This is a genomic window from Marinobacterium maritimum, from assembly GCF_039523155.1.
Classification (GTDB): domain Bacteria; phylum Pseudomonadota; class Gammaproteobacteria; order Pseudomonadales; family Balneatricaceae; genus Marinobacterium; species Marinobacterium maritimum.
The window spans coordinates 277,936-300,894 of sequence record NZ_BAAAET010000003.1 but is presented as its reverse complement, the minus strand read 5'-3'; the positions used below and the strand labels follow the sequence as shown (position 1 = coordinate 300,894).

The 22,959-nt window shown below is 58.6% G+C and carries 20 protein-coding genes; 19 read left to right on the top strand and 1 reads right to left on the bottom strand.

The genetic code is table 11. From position 1 onward, the window contains the following. Positions 1-21: 21 nt before the first annotated feature. Positions 22-795 carry a type I methionyl aminopeptidase gene (gene map / locus ABD013_RS12385; protein WP_343806318.1) on the bottom strand — a complete coding sequence of 258 codons (774 nt, stop codon included), beginning with the start codon at positions 793-795 and terminating at the stop codon, positions 22-24. A 275-nt stretch (positions 796-1,070) separates the two neighbouring features. Here map and rpsB point away from each other — a divergent pair, with 275 nt between their 5' ends. From rpsB to eno, 19 genes are all read left to right on the top strand, one after another. Beyond that, the gene (rpsB, locus tag ABD013_RS12380) at positions 1,071-1,808 is read left to right on the top strand and encodes a 30S ribosomal protein S2 (protein ID WP_343806316.1); all 738 of its coding nucleotides are present in this window, start codon (positions 1,071-1,073) and stop codon (positions 1,806-1,808) included. A gap of 104 nt (positions 1,809-1,912) precedes the next feature. Then, positions 1,913-2,773: a translation elongation factor Ts gene (gene tsf, locus ABD013_RS12375; protein ID WP_343806314.1), complete on the top strand. Its 861-nt coding sequence runs from the start codon at positions 1,913-1,915 to the stop codon at positions 2,771-2,773. Between the two features lie 94 nt (positions 2,774-2,867). After that, positions 2,868-3,623 (top strand): UMP kinase, encoded by a 756-nt coding sequence (gene pyrH / locus ABD013_RS12370; RefSeq protein ID WP_343806312.1) that lies wholly within the window; start codon positions 2,868-2,870, stop codon positions 3,621-3,623. Then, positions 3,616-4,173 carry a ribosome recycling factor gene (frr, locus tag ABD013_RS12365; protein WP_343806310.1) on the top strand — a complete coding sequence of 186 codons (558 nt, stop codon included), beginning with the start codon at positions 3,616-3,618 and terminating at the stop codon, positions 4,171-4,173. Before pyrH ends, frr begins: the two co-directional genes overlap by 8 nt. 36 nt (positions 4,174-4,209) lie before the next feature. Further along, complete coding sequence (gene uppS / locus ABD013_RS12360) at positions 4,210-4,974, top strand: polyprenyl diphosphate synthase (RefSeq protein WP_343806308.1); 765 nt, start codon at positions 4,210-4,212, stop codon at positions 4,972-4,974. Continuing rightward, a complete protein-coding gene (locus tag ABD013_RS12355; RefSeq protein ID WP_343806306.1) occupies positions 4,968-5,771 on the top strand; it encodes a phosphatidate cytidylyltransferase in 804 nt (267 codons plus the stop codon). Before uppS ends, ABD013_RS12355 begins: the two co-directional genes overlap by 7 nt. An 8-nt stretch (positions 5,772-5,779) precedes the next feature. Further along, positions 5,780-7,138 carry a sigma E protease regulator RseP gene (rseP, locus tag ABD013_RS12350; RefSeq protein ID WP_343806304.1) on the top strand — a complete coding sequence of 453 codons (1,359 nt, stop codon included), beginning with the start codon at positions 5,780-5,782 and terminating at the stop codon, positions 7,136-7,138. A gap of 50 nt (positions 7,139-7,188) precedes the next feature. Continuing rightward, a complete protein-coding gene (gene bamA, locus ABD013_RS12345) occupies positions 7,189-9,498 on the top strand; it encodes an outer membrane protein assembly factor BamA (protein WP_343806302.1) in 2,310 nt (769 codons plus the stop codon). Between the two features lie 9 nt (positions 9,499-9,507). Further along, the gene (locus tag ABD013_RS12340) at positions 9,508-10,005 is read left to right on the top strand and encodes an OmpH/Skp family outer membrane protein (RefSeq protein WP_343806300.1); all 498 of its coding nucleotides are present in this window, start codon (positions 9,508-9,510) and stop codon (positions 10,003-10,005) included. 4 nt (positions 10,006-10,009) lie between these two features. Further along, positions 10,010-11,071, top strand: a complete 1,062-nt coding sequence (gene lpxD, locus ABD013_RS12335) for a UDP-3-O-(3-hydroxymyristoyl)glucosamine N-acyltransferase (RefSeq protein WP_343806298.1) — start codon at positions 10,010-10,012, stop codon at positions 11,069-11,071. Beyond that, the gene (fabZ, locus tag ABD013_RS12330) at positions 11,058-11,495 is read left to right on the top strand and encodes a 3-hydroxyacyl-ACP dehydratase FabZ (RefSeq protein WP_343806296.1); all 438 of its coding nucleotides are present in this window, start codon (positions 11,058-11,060) and stop codon (positions 11,493-11,495) included. Before lpxD ends, fabZ begins: the two co-directional genes overlap by 14 nt. A gap of 2 nt (positions 11,496-11,497) precedes the next feature. After that, positions 11,498-12,268, top strand: coding sequence for an acyl-ACP--UDP-N-acetylglucosamine O-acyltransferase (gene lpxA, locus ABD013_RS12325; RefSeq protein WP_343806294.1), 771 nt, complete (start codon positions 11,498-11,500; stop codon positions 12,266-12,268). A 7-nt stretch (positions 12,269-12,275) separates the two neighbouring features. After that, positions 12,276-13,457 carry a lipid-A-disaccharide synthase gene (lpxB, locus tag ABD013_RS12320; protein WP_343806292.1) on the top strand — a complete coding sequence of 394 codons (1,182 nt, stop codon included), beginning with the start codon at positions 12,276-12,278 and terminating at the stop codon, positions 13,455-13,457. Then, positions 13,444-14,052 (top strand): ribonuclease HII, encoded by a 609-nt coding sequence (gene rnhB, locus ABD013_RS12315; protein ID WP_343806291.1) that lies wholly within the window; start codon positions 13,444-13,446, stop codon positions 14,050-14,052. The genes lpxB and rnhB overlap by 14 nt, the downstream gene beginning before the upstream one ends. After that, positions 14,045-17,545: a DNA polymerase III subunit alpha gene (dnaE, locus tag ABD013_RS12310; RefSeq protein ID WP_343806290.1), complete on the top strand. Its 3,501-nt coding sequence runs from the start codon at positions 14,045-14,047 to the stop codon at positions 17,543-17,545. The genes rnhB and dnaE overlap by 8 nt, the downstream gene beginning before the upstream one ends. Positions 17,546-17,637: 92 nt before the next feature. Continuing rightward, positions 17,638-18,597 carry an acetyl-CoA carboxylase carboxyl transferase subunit alpha gene (gene accA / locus ABD013_RS12305; RefSeq protein WP_343806289.1) on the top strand — a complete coding sequence of 320 codons (960 nt, stop codon included), beginning with the start codon at positions 17,638-17,640 and terminating at the stop codon, positions 18,595-18,597. Further along, positions 18,581-19,906: a tRNA lysidine(34) synthetase TilS gene (gene tilS, locus ABD013_RS12300; RefSeq protein ID WP_343806287.1), complete on the top strand. Its 1,326-nt coding sequence runs from the start codon at positions 18,581-18,583 to the stop codon at positions 19,904-19,906. The genes accA and tilS overlap by 17 nt, the downstream gene beginning before the upstream one ends. Before the next feature lie 78 nt (positions 19,907-19,984). Next, positions 19,985-21,613: a CTP synthase gene (gene pyrG, locus ABD013_RS12295; RefSeq protein ID WP_343806285.1), complete on the top strand. Its 1,629-nt coding sequence runs from the start codon at positions 19,985-19,987 to the stop codon at positions 21,611-21,613. Positions 21,614-21,646: 33 nt separating this feature from the next. Further along, complete coding sequence (eno, locus tag ABD013_RS12290) at positions 21,647-22,942, top strand: phosphopyruvate hydratase (protein WP_343806283.1); 1,296 nt, start codon at positions 21,647-21,649, stop codon at positions 22,940-22,942. Positions 22,943-22,959 lie beyond the last annotated feature (17 nt).

Here is a 22,959-nt window from a genome sequence, read left to right as displayed (position 1 = left end):
CTCTCGGTCAGTATGCTGGGATCAGTTGGACATCTCTTCCTGGCGCAGGGTCAGGATTTCGTATCCGTCGGCGGTGACCAGCACTTCGTGCTCCCACTGCGCGGACAGGCGGCGGTCGGCGGTATCCACGGTCCAGCCATCGCGCTTGTTCAGTTTTACATGGCGCTTGCCGGCATTGATCATCGGCTCGATGGTAAAGATCATGCCTTCCTTGAGTTCTTCACCGGTTCCGGCCTTGCCGTAGTGCAGTACCTGGGGATCTTCGTGGAACTCGGCGCCGATGCCATGGCCGCAGTATTCGCGTACCACCGAGTAGTGATGGCTCTCGGCGTGCTGCTGGATCACGGCGGCGATATCGCCAAGACGGGCGCCCGGGCGAACCTGCTCGATCCCCTTGAACATGCACTCACGGGTGACTTCGCAGAGGCGCTGGGCATGGGGTGCTACATCACCGACGTAGAACATCTTGCTGGTATCACCGTGGTAGCCATCCTTGATCACGGTGATATCGATATTGATGATGTCACCATTTTTCAGTTTCTTGTCGTTGGGAATGCCGTGGCAAACGGTATGGTTGACCGAAGTACAGATCGATTTAGGGAAGCCGTGGTAGTTCAGCGGCGCCGGGATGCAGCCCTGCTCGTTGACGATATAGTCGTGGCAGATCTGGTTCAGCTCGTTGGTGGTGACGCCCGGCTTGACGTAGGGCTCGATCATCTCGAGCACCTCGGCCGCCAGGCGACCGGCTACGCGCATCTTTTCGATTTCTTCGGGGGTCTTGATCTTGATAGTCATAAGTACTCGGCTTGTCGAAACGGGGTGAGTCGCACGCAAACAGCGTGAGGGTCAGCTAGACTGACATTGTATCGAAAGCGGGCGTCGGGCGCCAAAGGACGCTTCAAAAAGGAGCGCTGCTGTGGTATAAATCGCGCTCCCGAAAGAGGCGCTCGTGCGGCTCTGAATTTTATCAACTGAAAACACACACATATCGTCACATGCGTCCTGGGTGCCGCCATGCGGTTGGGCGATGGGATATGTGGAGGTTATAACCCGTTAGAGGAAAGACCACAATGGCTAAAGTTTCTATGCGCGACCTGCTGAAGGCAGGTGTTCACTTCGGTCACCAGACCCGTTACTGGAACCCGAAAATGTCCAAGTTCATCTTCGGTGCGCGTAACAAGATCCATATCATCAACCTGGAGCACACCCTGCCGGCGCTGAACAACGCCCTGGACGTGGTTCAGAACATGGCCAGCAACAAGAACAAGATCCTGTTCGTCGGCACCAAGCGTGCTGCGAGCAAAGTGATCAAAGAGGAAGCCGCTCGCGCTGGCATGCCTTACGTTAACCACCGCTGGTTGGGTGGTATGCTGACCAACTACAAGACCATCCGTCAGTCTATCCGTCGTCTGCGCGACCTGGAGACTCAGTCTCAGGACGGTACTTTCGACAAGCTGACCAAGAAAGAAGCTCTGATGCGTACCCGTGAAATGGAGAAGCTGGAGCTGTCTATCGGCGGTATCAAGGAAATGGGCGGCCTGCCGGACGCACTGTTCGTAATCGACGTTGACCACGAGCGCATCGCGATCAACGAAGCCAACAAGCTGGGCATCCCGGTTATCGGCGTAGTTGATACCAACAGCAACCCGGACGGCATCGACCACGTTATCCCGGGTAACGACGACGCTCTGCGTGCGATCCAGATCTACGTGAAGTCCGTTGCCGACGCTTGCGCGGAAGGCACTGCAGCGAACGCCGGCGACAAGGGCGAGTTCGTTGAAGTTGACGCTGAAGAAGCAGCTCAGTAATCGAGCTGACAACTTGAGTCGATAGTCTTGACCGGATTTTGAAAGGGGGGCCTGGCTCCCCTTTTTTGAATTTGAATTAGAGCATTAATAGAGAGGAATGCGACATGGCGAACATCTCTGCAGCAATGGTAAAAGAACTGCGTGAGCGTACCGGCCTGGGCATGATGGAGTGCAAAAAGGCACTGGTTGAAGCTGAAGGTGACATCGAAAAAGCGATCGACGATCTGCGCAAGTCTTCCGGCATGAAAGCTGCCAAGAAGGCTGATCGTACCGCTGCTGATGGTGTGGTTGCCGTCAAGGTTGCCGACGACAACAGCTATGCACTGGCTGTTGAAGTGAACTCCGAAACCGACTTCGTTGCTCGTGATGACAACTTCCTGGGCTTCGTTAACACCGTGCTGGAAAAGGCTTTCGCTGATAAGGCGACCGACGTTGCTGAGCTGATGGCTGGCGAACTGGAAGCGGCCCGTGAAGCGCTGGTACAGAAGATCGGTGAAAACATCTCCGTACGTCGTCTGATGCTGGTTGAAGGCGCTAACGTTGATGCATACGTACACAGCAACAACCGCCTGGCTGCTATCGTAGCGCTGAACGGTGGTGAAGCTGAAGTGGCGCGTGATGTCGCCATGCACGTGACCGCGGTTAACCCGCGTGTTGCCCGTCCGGAAGACATGCCGGAAGAAGAGCTGCAGCGTGAGAAAGAAATCATCATGGCGCAGCCGGATATGGAAGGCAAGCCGCAGGAAATCAAGGAAAAGATGGCTGGCGGTCGTGTCAAGAAGTTCCTGGCTGAGAATAGCCTGGTTGAGCAGGCGTTCGTCAAGAACCCTGAACAGACCGTTGGTCAGATGACCAAGGCTGCAGGTGCGGAAGTGGTATCTTTCGTACGTGTTGCTGTTGGTGAAGGTATCGAAGTTGAACAGAAAGACTTCGCTGCTGAAGTTGCAGAACAGCTGAAGAAGTAATCAGCTGCTGCCCTTTCGACTGGGCATCATCCTGTGCCCAGTCGCCTGCTTTCCTGCTACACTTTTTGCCATTTCGTCTGCGCGGAGACAAATCATGCCAGCCCCTGAAAAACAATCCAGATACAAGCGGCTCCTGCTGAAACTGAGCGGTGAGGCCCTGATGGGTGATGAAAACTTCGGGATCGATCCCAAGGTTTTGAATCGTATGGCGCTCGAGATCGGGCAGCTGGTGGGGATCGGCGTTCAGGTTGGAATGGTGATCGGCGGTGGCAACCTGTTCCGTGGTGCGGCGCTGAGTGCGGCCGGCCTGGATCGGGTGACCGGCGATCATATGGGGATGTTGGCCACGGTGATGAATGCGCTGGCCATGCGAGACGCCCTCGAACGTTGTAATATCGCTACCCGTGTCATGTCGGCCATTCCGATGAGCGGCGTAGTCGACCAGTATGACCGCCGCAACGCCATGCGTTATCTGAACCAGGGCGATGTGGTGATTTTTGCCGCCGGTACCGGCAATCCCTTCTTTACCACTGACTCGGCCGCTTGCCTGCGTGGCATCGAGATCGAGGCTGACGTGGTGCTGAAGGCAACCAAAGTGGATGGTGTGTATACCGCTGATCCGGTGAAGGATCCGACCGCCACCCGCTATACCCGCCTGAGCTTTGATGAGGTACTTGAAAAGCAGCTGGGCGTGATGGATATGACAGCGATCTGTCTGACCCGAGATCATGACATGCCGGTGCGTGTGTTCAACATGAACAAGCCTGGTGCGTTGGTCAATCTGGTGGTTGGCGGTGATGAAGGAACTCTGATTGATAGCGGCTCTACAGCTGGAGAACTCGATGATTAATGAGATTGTGAGCGATGCGGACAGCCGCATGCAGAAAAGTGTCGATGCCCTGGTAGAAAACTTCAAGAAGATCCGTACCGGGCGTGCTCACCCGAGCCTGCTGGATGCGATCACCGTGTCCTACTATGGCTCTGATGTGCCGATTCAACAGGTTGCCAACGTCTCGGTTGAAGATGCGCGGACACTGACCATCATCCCCTGGGAGAAGAAGGTCGTGGGCGATATCGAGAAAGCGATTTACAAGTCTGACCTGGGTCTGAACCCGAGCACCAATGGTGATGTCATTCGTGTGCCCATGCCGCCGCTGACTGAAGAGACGCGTAAGGGTTATATCCGTCAGGCACGCACCGAAGCGGAAGGCGCCCGTGTGGCGATCCGTAATATTCGTCGTGATGCCAATGGCGATATCAAGGATCTGCTGAAGGAAAAAGAGATCACTGAAGACGATAACCGTCGTGGTGAAGATCAGGTGCAGAAGCTGACCGACAAGTTTGTGGCCGAGGTCGACAAGCTGTTGGCGCAGAAAGAATCGGACCTGATGGAAATCTAAACTGACAAGCGGGGCCTGGCCCCGCAACGGATCTGCATGACTTCTGAGCACCAGCTGATTATCCCTCCGGGGCGTGCGATGCCGCGCCATATCGCAATCATCATGGATGGCAACAACCGTTGGGCCAAAGAGCGGCGCTTGCCTGGGCTGGCGGGCCACAAGGCGGGCGTTGACAGCGTGCGGTCGGTGATCGAGGGGTGTGTGGAGCAGGGGGTCGAGGCGTTGACCCTGTTCGCGTTCAGTAGCGAAAACTGGAAGCGTCCTGCGCTCGAAGTCAAAGGGTTGATGCAGCTGTTCATGCGAGCGCTGGAGCATGAAGTTCGCAAGCTGGCACGGCACAATATTCGTCTGCGAATCATCGGTGACCTGGGTCGCTTCAGCCCTGAATTGCAGCAACGGATTCGTGAGGCGGAGGAGCGTACCGCCGGCAACACGGGTCTGGCACTGAATATTGCAGCCAACTACGGTGGTCGCTGGGATATCGTCCAGGCTGCCCGCACTCTGGCGCAGCGTTGTGTTGACGGTGAGCTGGATCCTGCCGATATCAGCGAAGAACTGTTCAATGAGCAGGTATCCCTGGCTGAATTGCCGCCGCCGGACCTGTGTATCCGTACCGGCGGAGAGCAGCGAGTCAGCAACTTCCTGATCTGGCAGTTCGCCTATACCGAATTCTATTTCAGTGACCGTTTCTGGCCTGATTTTGACAAGGCTGAACTGTTCGCCGCGCTGCAATCTTTCCTGACCCGTGAGCGCCGTTTCGGACGTACCAGTGAACAGTTGGAGGCCGATAAGCGGTGTTGAAACAGCGAATCCTGACAGCTCTGCTGCTGGCGCCTGTGGCGCTGGCAGCTCTTTTCCTGCTGCCGCAAAAGCCCTTCGAGTTGGCTGCTGCGGCAGTTTTTCTGTATGGAGCCTGGGAGTGGGGCAATCTTTGCCGGCTGCAGCCCGGTGCGCGTGTCGCCTATGTGCTTGCGCTGGCTGGCATGATGGCTTTGGTGGGCACTCAGTTGCTGTTGCAGCCCTGGGCGCTGGGTGTCGCTTTGGTCTTCTGGCTGGCGGCGCTTTTCCTGGTGCGCGGCTATCCGGATTCGGCCCGCTGGTGTCGCAGTCTGGCCGGCATGCTGATGGGCGTGCTGGTGCTGGTGCCCTCCTGGTTCGCATTGACGGCCCTGCGTGCTCAGGAGCAGGGGCTGACGCTGCTGCTGATGCTGCTGATGCTGGTGTGGGGCGCTGATATCGGCGCCTATGCGGCCGGCAAGACCTGTGGTCGTAACAAGTTGATGCCGGCGGTGAGCCCGGGCAAGACCCGTGAGGGACTTTGGGGTGGCTTGTCTGTCTGTGCGCTGGTTGGCGTGGGCTTTTCCATCTGGCTGGAACTTGGGCTGGTAGCATCGGTCTATCTGGTGTTGCTGTCGATCATGACCGGTCTGGTGTCCGTGCTGGGCGATCTGCTGGAAAGTCTGTTCAAGCGTGAGCGCGGGATCAAGGACAGTGGCAAGCTGTTGCCGGGGCATGGTGGTGTGCTGGACAGGATCGATAGCCTGACCGCCGCCGCGCCGATATTCCTGGCAGGTCTCTATTTTCTTCAAGGAGCCTGATTCTTCCCATGGAGCTGCTGCAGACCCTGTTGGCCACGCTGGTGGCGCTTGGCGTACTGGTGACCATTCACGAATGGGGACATTTCTGGGTGGCGCGGCGCTGTGGTGTCAAGGTCCTGCGTTTCTCGGTTGGCTTTGGTAAGCCGCTGTGGATGCGGACTGCCGCTGATGGCACCGAGTATGCCGTAGCGGCCATCCCTCTGGGTGGCTACGTGCGCATGTTGGATGAGCGCGAAGGTGATGTGCCCGAGTCGCTGCGCGACCAGGCGTTCAATAACAAACCGGTGCTGCAGCGAATTGCTATCGTGGCGGCGGGTCCTCTGGTTAACCTTATCTTTGCCGTCGTTGCCTACTGGTTTCTGTTCATGTCCGGTATCAGTGCGGTGGTGCCCGTTGTGGGCAACATTACGCCGGACTCTCCAGCGGCGCAGGCGGGTGTGGACAGCGGTTATGAAGTGCTGCAAGTGGACGGGCACAAGGTGCGTTCCTGGAGTGATGTTAATCTGCGCCTGGCGGCCCGGGTCGGTGAAAGTGGCACTATCGAACTGTTGATGGGGGAGCCGCAGCGTGGCTTTGCACACAGTTACCAGGTGCCAATCAGTGACTGGAAGGTGGATCTTGAGCGGCAGTCTCCGCTGGCGGCGCTTGGGCTGGAGCCCTGGCAGCCTGAGTTCCCGGCGGTAATCGGGCAGGTATTGCCGGATGGGGCGGCTCAGCGCGACGGTCTGATGGTCAGCGACCGGGTGCTCGAGGTCAACGGTGAGCCGGTGCGGGATTGGCTGCACCTGGTAGAGCTGATCCAGCAGTCGCCTGGCCAAGCACTGAGGCTGGTCGTCGAACGGGAGGGGCGTCATCAGGCACTCCAGCTGACCCCGGGAACGCGTACGTTGCAGGATGGCAGCGTTCAGGGCTACATCGGCGCTGGCGTGGCGCCGGTCGAGGTGCCCGAGACGATGCAGCGTACCCTGAGTTACGGCCCGGTCGATGCGCTGGTCAATGGTTTTCACAAGACCGGTCAGATGATCGGTCTGACACTGGATTCCATCGGCAAGATGATCGTCGGGGTGATCTCGGTAAAAAACTTGAGTGGCCCGATAACCATTGCTAAAGTGGCGGGGACTTCGGCTGCCTCGGGGCTGGAGTCATTTATCAGTTTTCTGGCCTATCTCAGTATCAGCCTGGGCGTGCTTAACCTGCTGCCGATTCCGATGCTGGATGGAGGACATCTGCTGTATTACGTGGTCGAGCTGGTGCGCGGACGCCCGGTGAGTGAGCAGGTGCAGATGCTGGGTCTCAGGATTGGGATGGCCTTGCTGTTCAGTCTGATGGCATTGGCAATCATCAATGACATCGCCCGGCTCTTTTGATCTGAGCCAGTTTTCCTATCAGTCAGCCATTTAAACGTAAGAAGTAGTGCATGAAACGCAAGCTGGGTCTGTTTTTCGTATCGATGCTATGGATGGCGCAGGCGCAAGCTGCCACGCTTCCGTTTGAAGTCAATGACATCCGCCTGGAAGGGTTGCAACGGGTCGAACCCGGCATCGTGTTTCGCAATTTTCCTGTCACCGCGGGTGATCAGCTGACACGAAGTCAGCTGTCTGACGCCGTGCGCGAGCTGTTCAAGTCCGGTTATTTTGCAGACGTTCAGGCCGAGCGGGATGGCGAGGTGCTGGTGCTCAAGCTGCAGGAACGCCCCTCGGTCGCACTGATCAACATCGAAGGCAACGATGTGATCAAGGAAGAGGACCTGCTCAATGGCCTGAAACAGTCCGGCCTGCAGGAAGGGGACGTCTTCCGCCGCTCGGCACTGGATCAGATCAGCCTGGACCTGCTGCGTGTCTATACCTCACAGGGACGCTACGGTGCGGATATCCACACCGAGGTGGAGCCGCTGTCCGGCAACCGTGTGCAGTTGAACATCACTATCAACGAGGGCCAGGTTGCAACCATTCAGCACATCAACATTGTTGGCAACACCGTTTTCAGCGATGAAGAGCTGAAAGATCTGTTCTCGCTGAAATTGCCCAACTTCTGGTCGTTCTATACCAAGAGCGATCGTTATGCCCGTGAAAAGATGACCGGTGATCTGGAACGCCTGCGTTCCTGGTACCTGGATCGCGGCTACATCAATTTCAATATCGACTCGGCCCAGGTGTCGATCACTCCGGACAAGCAGCACGTTTACATCACGGTCGGCATTACTGAAGGTGAGCAGTACACCGTGCGCGATGTCAGCGTGGCGGGCGAAATGGTCGTGCCCCAGGATGTGATGCAGCAGGCGCTGCCCATCGAAACGGGTGAGATCTTCTCGCGCAAGGATATGACCCAGGGACAGGACCGACTGGTGCGATTGCTGGGCGATGAGGGTTACATGTTCGCCAATGTGAGCCCGGTTCCCGAGCCGCATGATGACAATACCGTGTCGATCAAGTATTTCGTCGAGCCCGGCAAACGCACCTATGTTCGCCGGATCAACATCAAAGGCAACACGCGCACGGCAGACGAGGTGATTCGTCGCGAGCTGGAGCAGATGGAGGCGGGTATTGTCTCCAGTCAGGATATCGAACGCTCCAAGACGCGTCTGGACAAGACCGGCTACTTCAAGTCAGTCAATGTGGAGACACGACCAGTACCGGGTACCGATGATCAGGTGGATCTGGAGTACTCCGTTGAGGAGCAGCAGTCCGGTCAGTTTACCGCCAGTGTCGGTTTCTCCCAGAACGACGGCCTGATCCTGGATCTCGGGGTGCAGCAGGACAACTTCATGGGCAGCGGCAAGAAGGTCGGCTTCAGCATCTCCAACAGCTCGACCCGAACCGAGTACAGCTTCAACTATCTTGACCCCTACTTCACGGTCGATGGCGTAAGCCGCGGCTTCAATGTCTACTACCGTGAGCGTGACTACGAAGAAGACGATATCAGCTCCTACACCGCCGATGAGGCAGGCGGTGGCGTGACCTTCGGTTACCCGATCGATGACTACCAGCGACTGAGCTTCAGTGGCGATGTTGAACTTATCCAGCTCAATACCTTCACCGGCACCGCTGAGGAGGTGAAGAGCTTCATCGATGAAGAAGGTGACAGCTTCGTCAACTGGAAGCTGACCGCCGGCTGGAGTGATAACCATCTCAACCGTGGTTTCTTCCCGACCCGCGGCTACGCCCAGGGTGCGAGCATCGAGATGGCCGTGCCGGGCAGTGATCTTTCCTATATCCGCGCCCAGTACAACAGCAAGTTGTATCGTCCGCTGAACGATGACGAAACCTGGGTCATGAGCCTGCGTGGTCGCGCCGGTTACGGTGACAGCCTGGGCAGCAACAACTATCCGTTCTTCAAGCACTTCTATGCCGGTGGTCTGAAAACGGTGCGCGGTTATGCCAATAACTCTCTGGGTCCACTGGACTCCAACGAGGATCCCTTTGGCGGTAACCTGATGCTGACCGGTAGTGCCGAGCTGATCTTTCCGATGCCGTTCATGGCCGACAAGAGTGCCTGGCGTAGCCTGGTGTTCCTTGATGCCGGTAATGTTTACACGACAAACTGTCTTGCCAGTCAGGTCAACTGTTCCGAGGATGTGGACTTGGGTGAACTGCGGTACTCGGTGGGCATGGGGATCAGCTGGCTGACACCAATTGGGCCTTTGTCTGTATCGCTTGGCATGCCGTTGAATGACAAGGAAAACGACGATACCGAAGTGTTCCAGTTTGCGCTCGGTCAGACTTTCTAAGGAGATATGATGAAACGTTTTACTCGAGTGGCGGCCATGGCGGCAATGATGTTCAGCGCGCCGGTCTGGGCTCAGAAAATTGCTGTGCTGAGCGTGGAAGAGGCATTGCTGACGTCATCGGCGGCCAACAGCTTTCGTGAAGAACTGAAGAAAGAGTTTGCCGATGACGAGAAGCAACTGGTAGCACTGGAGAAGCAGGCGCGCGAACTGCGTGACAAGCTGCAGAAGAATGCGGGTCTGGCTTCCGAAGAAGATATCAAGCAGATGCGTCTGCAGTTCCAGAAAGCCTTCGCTGAATATCAGCGCCGCGGTCAGGCAATGCAGCAGCAGCGTGCCGAGCGTGAGCAGGCCTTCATCGCCGAGATGCGTCCGCGCCTGGACAAGGCGATTCGCGAGCTGATTGAGAAAGATAAGTTCGATATCGTTATTTCCAAGCAAGCGACGGTTTATACCGCTGACAGTGTTGACCTGACATCACGTGTGACTGAACTGTTGAACAAGCAATAATCTGATGAAAGCGTCCGCCTGTTATACACTGGCAGAGCTTGCCGGCATTCTGGGCGGTGAGCTTCACGGTGATCCCGAACTGGAAATTCGTTCGCTGGCGACACTGAAGTCGGCCGGCGAACACCAGTTGTCCTTCTTTGCCAATTCCCGCTACCTGCAGCAGTTGCGTCAGACCCGGGCTGAAGCGGTGCTGGTGTCCGCGGCGCATCAGAGCGATTGCCCGCAAGCTGCAATCGTCGTCCCCGACCCTTATCTGGCCTTTGCGCGTGCGAGTCAGCTGTTTGACTGGCGCGAGGTGGCCCGCTCCGGTGTCCATGCGTCGGCGGTCATTGCCGAAGATGTGCAGGTGCCGCCTGATGCACAGATCGGTGCCCAGGTGGTGATCGAGACCGGTGTGAAACTGGGACAGAGCGTCGTGATCGGTGCAGGTTCCGTGATTGGCCAGGACTGTGTCCTCGGTGACCGTTCACGCCTGGAAGCCAATGTTACCCTCTATCCGAACGTGCGCCTCGGGTGTGACGTGCTGATCCACAGTGCGGCAGTGCTGGGCAGTGACGGTTTTGGTTTCGCGCCCACTCAGCAGGGCTGGGTAAAAATCTGCCAGCTGGGTGGTGTCGTGGTGGAGGACCGGGTCGAAATTGGTGCCGGCGTGACCATCGATCGAGGAGCGCTGGATGATACCCGTATTTGTGCCGGCGTTAAGCTGGATAACCAGATTCAGATCGCTCACAACGTGGTGATCGGGCGGGATAGCGCTATTGCGGGCTGTACCGCAGTGGCGGGAAGCACTAAAATTGGCGAACGCTGTACGATTGCCGGGATGTCCGGGATTACCGGTCACCTTGAGATCGCCGATGACACCCATGTGACCGCCATGTCACTTGTCAGCAAGTCGATCAGGCGCCCCGGTGTTTACTCCTCGGGTACTGGCCTGGAACCACACCAGCAGTGGAAGCGTAACGTGGTTCGTTTCCGTCAGCTCGACGAGCTGGCGCGCCGGGTGCGTAAACTCGAACAGGCTGTCGAACTATACTCTACAGAAGGTCAAAAAGATGATGGACGTTAAAGAGATCCGGAAATATCTGCCCCACCGCTATCCGTTCTTGCTGGTGGACCGGGTCTTGGCTCTGGAGCCGGGTGAGTCGATCACCGCAATCAAGAATGTAACCGTGAACGAGCCCTTCTTTAACGGCCATTTTCCTGACCACCCGGTAATGCCGGGCGTGCTGATCGTAGAAGCGATGGCACAGGCAGCGGGTGTACTGGGCTTCAAGACCATGGATAAGGGTCCGGAAGACGGTTCCATCTACTACTTCGTCGGTGCCGACAACCTGCGCTTCAAGCGTCCGGTGGTGCCGGGTGACCAGCTGCAGCTGGATGCCAAGGTGATCTCCGAGCGTCGTGGTATCTGGAAGTTTGATGTCCGCGCCAGCGTCGACGGTGAAACCGTCAGCAGCGCGACTATTCTGTGTGCAGATCGAAAGGTGTGACATTGATTCACCCGCAAGCCATAGTTGATCCTTCGGCCCGCTTGGCCGAGGATGTCGAAGTAGGCCCATGGACCCTGATCGGACCGGATGTGGAGATCGGGGCAGGAACCCGTATCGCCTCGCATGTGGTGATCAAGGGGCCTACGCGTATTGGTGAAGGGAATCAGATCTTTCAGTTCGCCACCATCGGCGAGGATTGCCAGGACAAAAAGTATGCTGGCGAACCGACCCGTCTGGAGATTGGTGATCATAACGTCTTCCGCGAGGGCTGCACCGTCCATCGCGGTACCGTCCAGGATGAAGGCATTACCCGTATCGGCAGCCACAATTTGCTGATGGCCTATGCCCATGTTGCCCATGACTGCGTCATGGGGGACAACATCATCCTGGCCAACAATGCGGCTCTGGCCGGCCATGTCCACGTGGGTGATCACGCGATTCTGGGCGGTTTTACCGCAGTGCATCAGTTCTGCCGTATCGGTGCCCATGTGATGTGCGGTGCGGGCACTGTGGTGCTTAAGGACATTCCGGCTTACGTGATGGCGACCGGCAACAGCGCTCGCCCACACGGTATCAATCTCGAAGGCCTGCGCCGTAGAGGCTTTGATGCCGAAGCCCTGGGCGCCCTGCGCCGTGCCTATAAAACCATCTATCGCAAAGGTCTGACCGTCGATCAGGCGCTGCAGGAACTGAGGCTGCTGGCTCAGGAACAGCCGGCTGTACAGCTGCTGATCGAGTCGCTGGAAACCTCGACCCGCGGCATCGTTCGTTGAGGTTGGCATGCAATCTCTGCGAATAGGCATCGTTGCGGGCGAAGCTTCCGGCGATATTCTGGGGGCTGGTCTGATTCGGGCACTGAAACAGCGTTATCCACAGGCTGAGTTTGAAGGGATCGCCGGCGAGTTGATGCTCGCTGAGGGATGCCGATCACTTTACCCTCTGGAGCGCCTGTCAGTGATGGGGCTGGTCGAGGTGCTCGGCCGGCTGCCCGAGTTGCTGCGGGCTCGCAAGCGGCTGATTCGCCATTTCATCGACAACCCCCCTGATGTGTTCATCGGCATCGATGCGCCGGATTTTACCCTGGGTATGGAGCGTGCGCTCAAGGATGCCGGTATTCCTACCGTGCATTATGTCAGCCCTTCGGTCTGGGCCTGGAAGCGCAAGCGGATCTTCAAGATCAAGCAGAGCACTGACTTGTTGCTGACCCTGTTTCCGTTCGAGGCCGAAGTCTATCAACCGACCGGACAGAACCTGCGTTTTGTTGGTCATCCGCTGGCGGATGTGATTCCGGCTCAACTGGATCTGAACGCCGTGCGCCAGCAATTTCGTCCAGACCCTGTTTCAGGGCCTGCTTCAGAGCCAGGCAAGGAACTTGTTGCCTTGCTGCCGGGCAGTCGCGGCAGCGAGATCAAGTATCTGGCACGCCCGTTTCTGGAAACGGCGCGCTGGCTGCAACAGCAGCGACCTGGGGTGCGTTTTATCCTGCCGGCGGCCAACCAGCGTCGTCATGAGCAGCTGCAGCAGCTGATAGAACTGGAATTTTCCGATCTCACTCTCGATCTGGTGTTGCAGCATTCACGGGAAGTCATGGCGGTGGCTGATGCGATCCTGATCGCCTCGGGCACGGCTACGCTGGAGGCCTGCCTGCTGCAGAAACCGATGGTGGTCGCCTACCGGATGGCCGGGCTGACCTACAGTATCTACTCAAGAATGATCAAGAGTCGCTGGATCTCGCTGCCCAATGTACTGGCGGATGAGGAGATGGTGCCGGAAGTGCTGCAGCAGAATGTCACGCCCGACGTGATGGGGCCGCTGCTGCTGAAAGCGCTGGAGGATGAGCCCTACCGCAAGCGGCTGCAGCGGGTGTTCGGTATCATCGGCGAGCAGCTGCGCCAGAATGCCAGTGAGCGGGCCGCCGATGCGGTCGTCGAGCTGTTGGAGAGCCGTTGTGCAGAGCGTTGAATTCGATTTTCGCCCCGCAGGGCTGGTTGTCGGAGTCGATGAAGTGGGGCGCGGGCCATTGATTGGCGATGTGGTCGCGGCTGCGGTCATTCTTGACCCGAACAACCCGATCGAAGGGCTGGGTGACTCCAAGGCGATCAGTGAAAAGAAACGTGAACAGCTGTACCCGCTGATCATGGAAAAGGCGCTGGCCTGGTGCATCGCCTCGGCGTCGCCGGCCGAGATCGACGAACTCAATATCCTGCATGCGACCATGCTGGCGATGCAGCGCGCCGTGGCCGGGCTGGGCATGGCACCAGATTACGCCTTGATTGATGGTAACCGATGCCCGGCTCTGCCCTGTCCGGCGGAACCGGTGGTCAAGGGTGATGCCCGGGTCGCCGAGATCGGTGCGGCCTCGATCCTGGCCAAGGTGGCGCGTGACCGGCAGATGATCGAGCTGGATCAGCGCTTTCCCGATTACGGTTTTGCCCGCCACAAGGGCTACCCTACGCCTGAACATCTGGCCGCACTGGACAAGCTGGGCCCTCTGCCCGAGCACCGCCGCAGCTTTCGTCCGGTAAGAGAGCGCCTGGCACGAGAAGAAAATGTCTGATTCTGGTTTCATTCACCTGCGGGTGCATTCCGAGTACTCCCTGTTTGACGGTCTGGTACGGATCAAGCCACTGGTTTCTACCGCGGCTGCTCAGCAGATGCCGGCGGTCGCGATCACTGATCAGACCAACCTGTTCGCCCTGGTCAAGTTCTACAAGGCGGCACTGGGTGCCGGGGTCAAGCCGATCTGTGGTGTCGATCTTTGGGTGCAAAACCCGGATGACCCCGAAGGTGAGCCCTTCCGACTGACCCTGCTGGTGCGCAACGGCCAGGGCTATCGCAACCTGATGGAGCTGGTCTCCCGGGCCTACGCCGAAGGACAGAACATCATCCCTGAATGGGCGCTGGTGAAGAAGGAGTGGGTCAAGGAGAAGGCAGAAGGCCTGATCGCGCTTTCCGGCGCCCGTTTAGGTGAAGTGGGGCGGGCACTGCTGGCCGATCAGTTCGACTATGCGCAAGAGGTGCTGGCCGAGTGGCAGGCGATATTCCCTGACAGCTTCTATCTGGAGATCCAGCGTACCGGTCGTCCCGGTGACGAGGCACTGGTGCATGCCAGTGTTGAGCTGGCCGCCCGAACCGGTTGTCCGCTGGTGGCGACCAATGAGGTGATGTTCCTCAAGCAGGACGATTTCGAGGCGCATGAAGCCCGCGTCTGTATCAACTTGGGTCGCACCCTGGAAGATCCTCAGCGGCCGCGCAACTACTCCGACCAGCAGTACTTCCGCTCAGCCGAAGAGATGGCCCAGCTGTTCAGCGATATTCCCAGTGCGCTGGAGAACACCGTTGAGATCGCCCGTCGCTGCAATATCGAGATCGAGTTAGGCACCTACTACCTGCCGCGCTTCCCGGTACCGGAAGGGGTGCTGATGGACGATTTCTTCCGTCAGGTGTCATGGGAAGGTCTGGAAGAGCGTCTCGATTTTCTGCTCGACAAGGATGCTCCGGACTATCAGGAAAAGCGCAAGCCCTACGAAGAGCGACTCGAGTTCGAGCTCGATATCATTATCCAGATGGGCTTCCCCGGCTACTTCCTGATCGTAATGGACTTCATCAAGTGGGCCAAGGATAACGGTATTCCGGTGGGTCCGGGACGTGGCTCGGGTGCCGGTTCACTGGTAGCCTATGTATTGAAGATCACTGATCTGGATCCGCTCGAATACGACCTGCTGTTCGAACGCTTCCTCAACCCTGAACGTGTCTCCATGCCTGACTTCGATATCGACTTCTGCATGGATAACCGTGACAAGGTGATCGACTACGTGGCACGGACCTACGGCCGCGATGCGGTATCGCAGATCATCACCTACGGCACCATGGCCGCCAAGGCGGTGGTGCGTGACGTGGCGCGTGTACAGGGCAAGCCCTTTGGTCTGGCCGATCGCCTGTCCAAGCTGATTCCGTTCGAGGTCGGCATGACCCTGAACAAGGCCTGGGAACAGGAAGATGCCCTGCGTGATTTCGTTAACGGCAGTGAAGAAGCCCAGGAAATCATGGAGATGGCGTACAAGCTGGAGGGGGTCACCCGTAACGTCGGCAAGCACGCCGGCGGTGTGGTGATTGCACCCACCAAGCTGACCGACTTTGCCGCCACCTACTGTGATGAGGAAGGTCAGGGCCTGGTGACCCAGTTCGACAAGAACGACGTCGAAGAAGCGGGTCTGGTGAAGTTCGACTTCCTCGGCTTGCGTACTCTGACCATCATCGACTGGGCGCTGGATACCATCAACCGCAAGCGTCAGAAGGTGGGCGAGGAGCCGCTGGAGATCGAGAGTATCGATCTCGAGGATCCGGCGACCTTCAAGATGCTGCAGAGCGCCCAGACTACGGCAGTGTTCCAGCTTGAGTCCAGCGGCATGAAGGACCTGATCCGCCGCCTGCAGCCGTCGCGCTTCGAGGATATCGTCGCACTGGTAGCCCTGTTCCGCCCGGGGCCACTGCAGTCGGGCATGGTAGACGACTTCATCAACCGTAAGCACGGCCGCGCCCCGTTGGCCTGGCCGCACCCGGATTACCAGCTCGACAGTCTGCAGCCGGTACTGGAGCCCACCTACGGCATCATCCTGTATCAGGAGCAGGTGATGCAGATTGCCCAGGTGATGGCAGGTTACACCCTGGGCGGCGCGGACATGCTGCGCCGTGCCATGGGTAAGAAAAAGCCCGAAGAGATGGCCAAGCAGCGCGCCGTCTTCCTAGAGGGGTGCGCCAACCAGGGGATCGACCAGGGCCTGGCCGGTAACATCTTCGACCTGGTGGAGAAATTCGCCGGTTACGGCTTCAACAAGTCGCACTCGGCGGCCTATGCGCTGGTGTCCTATCAGACTGCCTGGCTGAAGGAGCATTACCCGGCAGCCTTCATGGCGGCGGTGCTGTCCTCGGACATGCAGAATACCGACAAGGTGGTGATCTTCATCGAGGAATGCCGCCAGATGGGGCTCAAGGTACGCCTGCCCGATGTCAATGACGGTGAATACATGTTCACCGTCAACGACGCCGAAGAGGTGGTGTACGGCCTGGGGGCGGTCAAGGGCGTCGGTGAAGGCCCGGTGGACGCCATTGTTGAGGCGCGTCGCGAAGGCGGTCCTTTCAAGGATCTGTTTGATTTCTGCGAGCGGGTCGGCGCGGGCAAACTGAACAAGCGTGTACTGGAAGCGCTGGTCCGCTGTGGGGCGCTGGACAGCCTGGGGCCGTCCCGTGCCATCCTCTGGGAAGCGATCGCCTCGGCGCTGAAAGCGGCCGATCAGAGCGCGCGCAATGCCGATGCCGGCATGATGGACATGTTCGGTGCCGTGGAAGCGGAAAGTCCCTCCGACCCCTATGCCGAATTCGGCAAGGCGCGTGACTGGACCGACAAGGAACGCCTCCAGGGGGAGAAAGATACGCTGGGACTGTACGTCACCGGCCATCCGATCGACGAATATGAGGCCGAGCTTAAGCATCTGGTCAGCCGCAAGCTGGTAGAACTGCAGCCCAGTCGTGGCAGTACCCAGAAAATGGCCGGCCTGGTCGTGGACATGCGCCTGAAAAAGACCAAGAAGGGCGATAACCTCTGCTTCCTGACCCTGGATGACCGCAGTGCCCGCATGGATGTCACCCTGTTCGGGGATACCTATGAAGAGGCGCGCAACCTGATCAACAAGGATGCGGTGCTGGTGGTCGAAGGCGAGGTGGCGCAGGATGACTACAATGGTGGTCTCAAGGTACGTTGCAGCAAAGTGTCGAGCATGGCACAGGTGCGTGCCCAGTCGGCCCGCTGTGTCGAAGTCCGTTGTGAACGCAGTCAGCTGAATCCGCAACGCCTGCGTCAGTTCACGACGACCCTGAGCCAGAACCGCAGCCCCCTGATCAGCCTGGCGGTGGCGTTGCGTTATCATCGCGAGGATGCTGAAGCGCGGCTCTGGCTGGGCAGCCAGTGGGCCGTGGCGCCGACCGATGAGCTGCTGCTGCAGCTCAAGGAGCAGTTCGGCAATGAGGCGGTCCGGCTCTGTTACGACTGAACAGGGTGGTGATCCGAGCCGGCAGACGGTAGAATCGTGCCATTATTTTTCGTGCCTTTGGGCCCCAAGTTACTGAACAGAAGCAGACACGCATGAATCCGAACTATCTGGATTTTGAACAGCCGATTGCCGAGCTGGAAGCCAAAATCAGTGAGCTGCGCCATGTCAATGAGGACACGGCGGGGCTCAACCTGGGTGACGAACTGGAAAAGCTGCAGGAAAAAAGCCGCAGCTTGACCGAGTCGATTTTCAAGGATCTGTCCGCCTGGCAGATCTCCCAGATCGCCCGTCACCCTCAGCGTCCCTACACCCTGGATTACGTCAAGCATATCTTCGATGACTTCGACGAGATCCACGGCGACCGTCACTTCTCCGACGATCAGGCGATTGTCGGTGGTCTGGCGCGCCTGGAAGGCCGTCCGGTGATGGTGATCGGTCACCAGAAAGGCCGTGAAGTGAAGGAAAAGGTACGCCGCAACTTCGGCATGCCGCGTCCCGAGGGTTACCGCAAGGCACTGCGCATGATGGAAATGGCCGAGCGCTTCAAGCTGCCGGTACTGACCTTCATCGATACTCCGGGGGCTTACCCCGGCATCGACGCCGAAGAGCGCGGCCAGTCCGAGGCGATCGCCTTTAACCTGGCCAAGATGTCCCAGCTCAACACGCCGATCATCTCCACCGTTATCGGTGAGGGTGGTTCCGGTGGTGCGCTGGCGATCGGTGTCTGCGACGAGTTGCTGATGCTGCAGTACGGCACCTACTCGGTGATCTCGCCGGAAGGCTGTGCGTCCATTCTGTGGAAGAGTGCCGAGCGTGCCTCTGATGCAGCCAAGGCGATGGGGATCACCTCCGGACGTCTGCACGAGCTGGGTCTGGTCGACCAGGTGGTCAGCGAGCCGCTGGGTGGTGCGCACCGCAACCCCGAACTGATGGCGGCCAACCTGAAAAAGCATCTGCTGGAAACTCTGGATCGCCTGTCCGGTCTGGAATCAGACGAGCTGATCGAGCGTCGTTATGATCGCCTGATGTCCTACGGTGTGTTCGAGGACTGATCGGCCTCGGGCAGCATCCGAGCTACCTGTCCTGCTGGAAACTCTGGCGGCCTCTCTGGCCGCCGAGTCCGATGTCCGCCGCTGGGTTTTGGCTTTCAGTGGCGGTCTCGATTCCTCCCTCCTGCTTGAGCTCTGTGCTCGCCTTGAACTGCCGCAGCCGCTGGTTGCAGTGCATATCGATCATCAGTTGCAAGCGGCATCTGCCGACTGGGCCGAGCATTGCCGACAGCATTGCCAGCGCCTGCGGGTGCCCCTGACTTGCCTGCAGGTCATACCGGGTTCTGCCTCTGAAGCCAGTGCTCGTAATGCCCGTTATGCCGCTTTCGAAAAGTTTCTTGAACCCGGTGATTGCCTGCTGCTGGCGCAGCATGCCGATGATCAGGCCGAGACCCTGTTGCTGCGCCTGTTGCGTGGTTCAGGTGTGGCGGGACTGGCGGCCATGCCGGTACGTCGCGCTTTGGGCAGGGCTCGTTTACTGCGGCCTTTGCTGGATCAGTCGCGTGAGCAGCTGGAGCGAGTAGCCGCTGAACTTGAGCTGGTTCCGGTACAGGATCCGACCAATGCACAGGACCACTATGATCGTAACTGGTTGCGGCTGCATATCCTGCCCCGATTGAAACAGCACTGGCCGGCTCTGCTGCAGCGCTGTCGAGATACGGCGTCGGTGATGCGCGATGCCGACGAAATGCTGCAGGAGCGTGCACTGGACGATCTGGCCCAGTGTCGGCTGCCCAATGCGGGCTTGAGTGTGATGCGCATCCAAGACTTGAGCGCGGCGCGCCAGCGCAACCTGATGCATTTCTGGATTGCCCGTCAGACGGGGCAGCGGTTGAGCCGCCAGCGGCTGCAGAACCTGCTGTCCACCCTGTTGTCGCCACGGGCGGATGCCGAACCGGTTGAGCGCTTTGGCGGGCAGCAGCTCAGGCGTTACCGTGACGGGCTCTATCTGCTGCCGGACCCTCTGCCTGAGAACCTTGCCGGGTGCACCCCTGTGATCGCCGGCCAGCCTCTGTCGCTGCCCTGTGGGGAGTTGACCTGGCAGCGAAGCGCGCAAGGTTTTCCCGATGGCATGACGCTGACGCTGGGGTATCGACAGGGAGGGGAGCGCTTGCGACCGCTGGGGCGGGGCGGATCGGTCAGGCTGAAACAGCTGCTGCAGGAGGCTGGTGTGCCGCCCTGGTTGCGACCGCTGCAGCCAATTCTGTGGTCTGACGACCATCTTCTGGCGGTTCCGGGAATCTGTCTCTGTGAATACCCATGGGTCGAAAACGGCTGGATGCCTCAATGGAGTGGTTTTGGTTTGTCCTGAGGGGCGGTTTTTGCTAAGCTGCAACCCCATCTTGAGTACGTTTTCTCCTCCCCAACATCTCGATCTGACAGGTTCCGCATGACGCGTTATATTTTCGTCACAGGCGGTGTTGTGTCCTCATTGGGCAAAGGCATCGCATCAGCTTCTCTGGCGGCTATTCTCGAGGCCCGTGGCCTCAAAGTTACAATGCTGAAGCTGGACCCGTATATCAACGTGGATCCGGGCACCATGAGCCCCTTCCAGCATGGTGAAGTCTTCGTGACCGACGACGGCGCCGAGACCGACCTGGATCTGGGTCACTACGAGCGCTTCATCCGCACCACGATGAGCAAGCGCAACAACTTCACCACCGGTCGTGTTTATCAGCACGTGCTGAGCAAGGAGCGTCGTGGCGACTACCTGGGCGGCACCGTACAGGTCATTCCGCACATCACCAACGAGATCAAGCGTCGTGTGATCGAGGGAGCGGGTGATGCGGATGTGGCTCTGGTTGAGATCGGTGGCACCGTGGGTGACATCGAATCCCTGCCGTTCCTGGAAGCGGTACGTCAGCTGAAGGTGGAAGTGGGTGCGTCCCGTGCCATGTTCATGCACCTGACGCTGGTGCCCTACATCGCCACCGCCGGTGAGACCAAGACCAAGCCGACCCAGCACTCTGTGAAAGAGCTGCGTTCCATCGGTATCCAGCCGGATATCCTGGTGTGCCGTTCCGAGCAGCCGCTGGACGAGTCCTCACGCAAGAAGGTGGCCATGTTCACCAACGTGGACGAGCGTGCCGTCATCTCCCTGCCTGACGCCGACACCATCTACAACATTCCGGCGATGCTGTGGGAACAGCACCTGGACGAGATCGTCACCGAGCGCTTCCGTATCAACTGCAAGGCAGCTGATCTGAGCGAATGGAACCGTGTGGCCGATGCTTTCCTGCACCCGGAAGGTGAAGTGACCATCGCCATGGTCGGCAAGTACATGGAACTGCTGGACGCCTACAAGTCACTGATCGAAGCGATCTCTCACGCGGGCATTGCGCTGCGCAAGAAGGTTCGCATCGAATATATCGACTCCGAGCGTGTTGAACGCGAAGGCAGCCAGATCCTGGAAGGCTACAGCGCCATTCTGGTTCCGGGCGGTTTCGGTGAGCGTGGTGTCGAGGGCAAGATCCAGGCGGTGCGTTTTGCCCGCGAGAACAAGGTACCGTACCTGGGTATCTGTCTGGGCATGCAGGTTGCCGTGATTGAATATGCGCGTCATGTGGCGGGCCTGGAAGGCGCCAACTCCACCGAGTTTGACCAGCAGTCCAAGCACCCGGTCATTGGCCTGATTACCGAGTGGACCGACCGCACCGGTGAAGTGGAAGTACGTGGCGAAAACTCCGATCTGGGCGGCACCATGCGCCTGGGCGCGCAGACCTGCCATCTGGCCGAGGGCTCCAAGGTCGCTGAAGCTTACGGCAACACCGAGATTCGTGAGCGCCACCGTCACCGTTTCGAAGTGAACAACAACTACGTGCCGTTGCTGGAAGAAGCCGGGTTGCAGATTACCGGGCGTTCCGTTGACGGCGAGCTGGTAGAAGTCGTGGAAGCACCGGACCACCCCTGGTTCGTGGCTTGCCAGTTCCACCCGGAATTCACTTCTACCCCGCGCGACGGGCACGGCCTGTTTACCGGATTCATCAAGGCCGCGCTGGAACGTCAGGCGCAGCAGTAACCTTTTTACGAGTTAACTGGAGACACATACACAATGGCTCAGATTGCGAATATCAAGGCACGTGAAGTTCTGGATTCCCGTGGTAACCCGACCGTTGAAGCGGACGTTATCCTGGCTTCAGGCGTGATCGGTTCTGCTTGCGCTCCTTCTGGTGCTTCCACTGGTTCCCGTGAAGCGCTGGAACTGCGTGACGGTGACAAGTCCCGTTACCTGGGCAAGGGCGTACAGAAAGCGGTAGCAGCGATCAACGGTGTCATTCGCGAAGCTCTGGTAGGCATGGATGTAACCGATCAGCGCGCGCTGGATGACAAGATGCTGGCGCTGGACGGTACCGAGAACAAGTCCAACCTGGGTGCCAACGCCATTCTGGCGGTATCCCTGGCAGCTGCGAAAGCGGCTGCAACCGAAAAGGGCATCCCGCTGTACGCGCACATCGCTGAAATCAACGGTACCGCCGGTCAGTTCTCCATGCCGGTACCGATGATGAACATCCTCAACGGTGGCGAGCACGCCGACAACAACGTTGATATCCAGGAGTTCATGGTTCAGCCGGTGAACTTCGACAACTTCCAGGACGCGCTGCGTTGTGGCGCCGAGATCTTCCACGCGCTGAAAGCCGTGCTGAAGGCTCGTGGTCTGAACACGGCCGTTGGTGATGAAGGCGGCTTCGCGCCGAACCTGGGCTCCAACGAAGAAGCCCTGGTGGTGATCAAGGAAGCGATCGACAAGGCTGGTTACAAGCTGGGCACTGACGTGACCCTGGCACTGGACTGCGCCTCTTCCGAGTTCTACAAGGACGGCAACTATGACCTGGCCGGCGAAGGCAAGGTATTCGACGCTGAAGGCTTCGGTGACTACCTGGCGCAGCTGTGTGAAAACTACCCGATCGTCTCCATTGAAGACGGCATGGACGAGTCTGACTGGGATGGCTGGGCCAGCCTGACCCGCAAGATCGGTGACAAGGTGCAGCTGGTCGGTGATGACCTGTTCGTGACCAACACCAAGATCCTGAAGGAAGGTATCGACAAGTCGATTGCCAACTCCATCCTGATCAAGTTCAACCAGATCGGCTCCCTGTCCGAAACTCTGGATGCGATCAAGATGGCCAAGGACGCCGGTTACACCGCCGTGATCTCTCACCGTTCCGGTGAAACAGAAGACACCACCATCGCCGATCTGGCGGTGGGTACTGCGGCTGGCCAGATCAAGACCGGCTCTCTGTGCCGTTCTGACCGTGTTGCCAAGTACAACCGCCTGCTGCGCATCGCTGAAGAGCTGGGCGCTGGTGCGGCCTACAATGGTCTGAAAGAGATCAAAGGTCAGGCCTGAGTCCTGAAAATGTGATA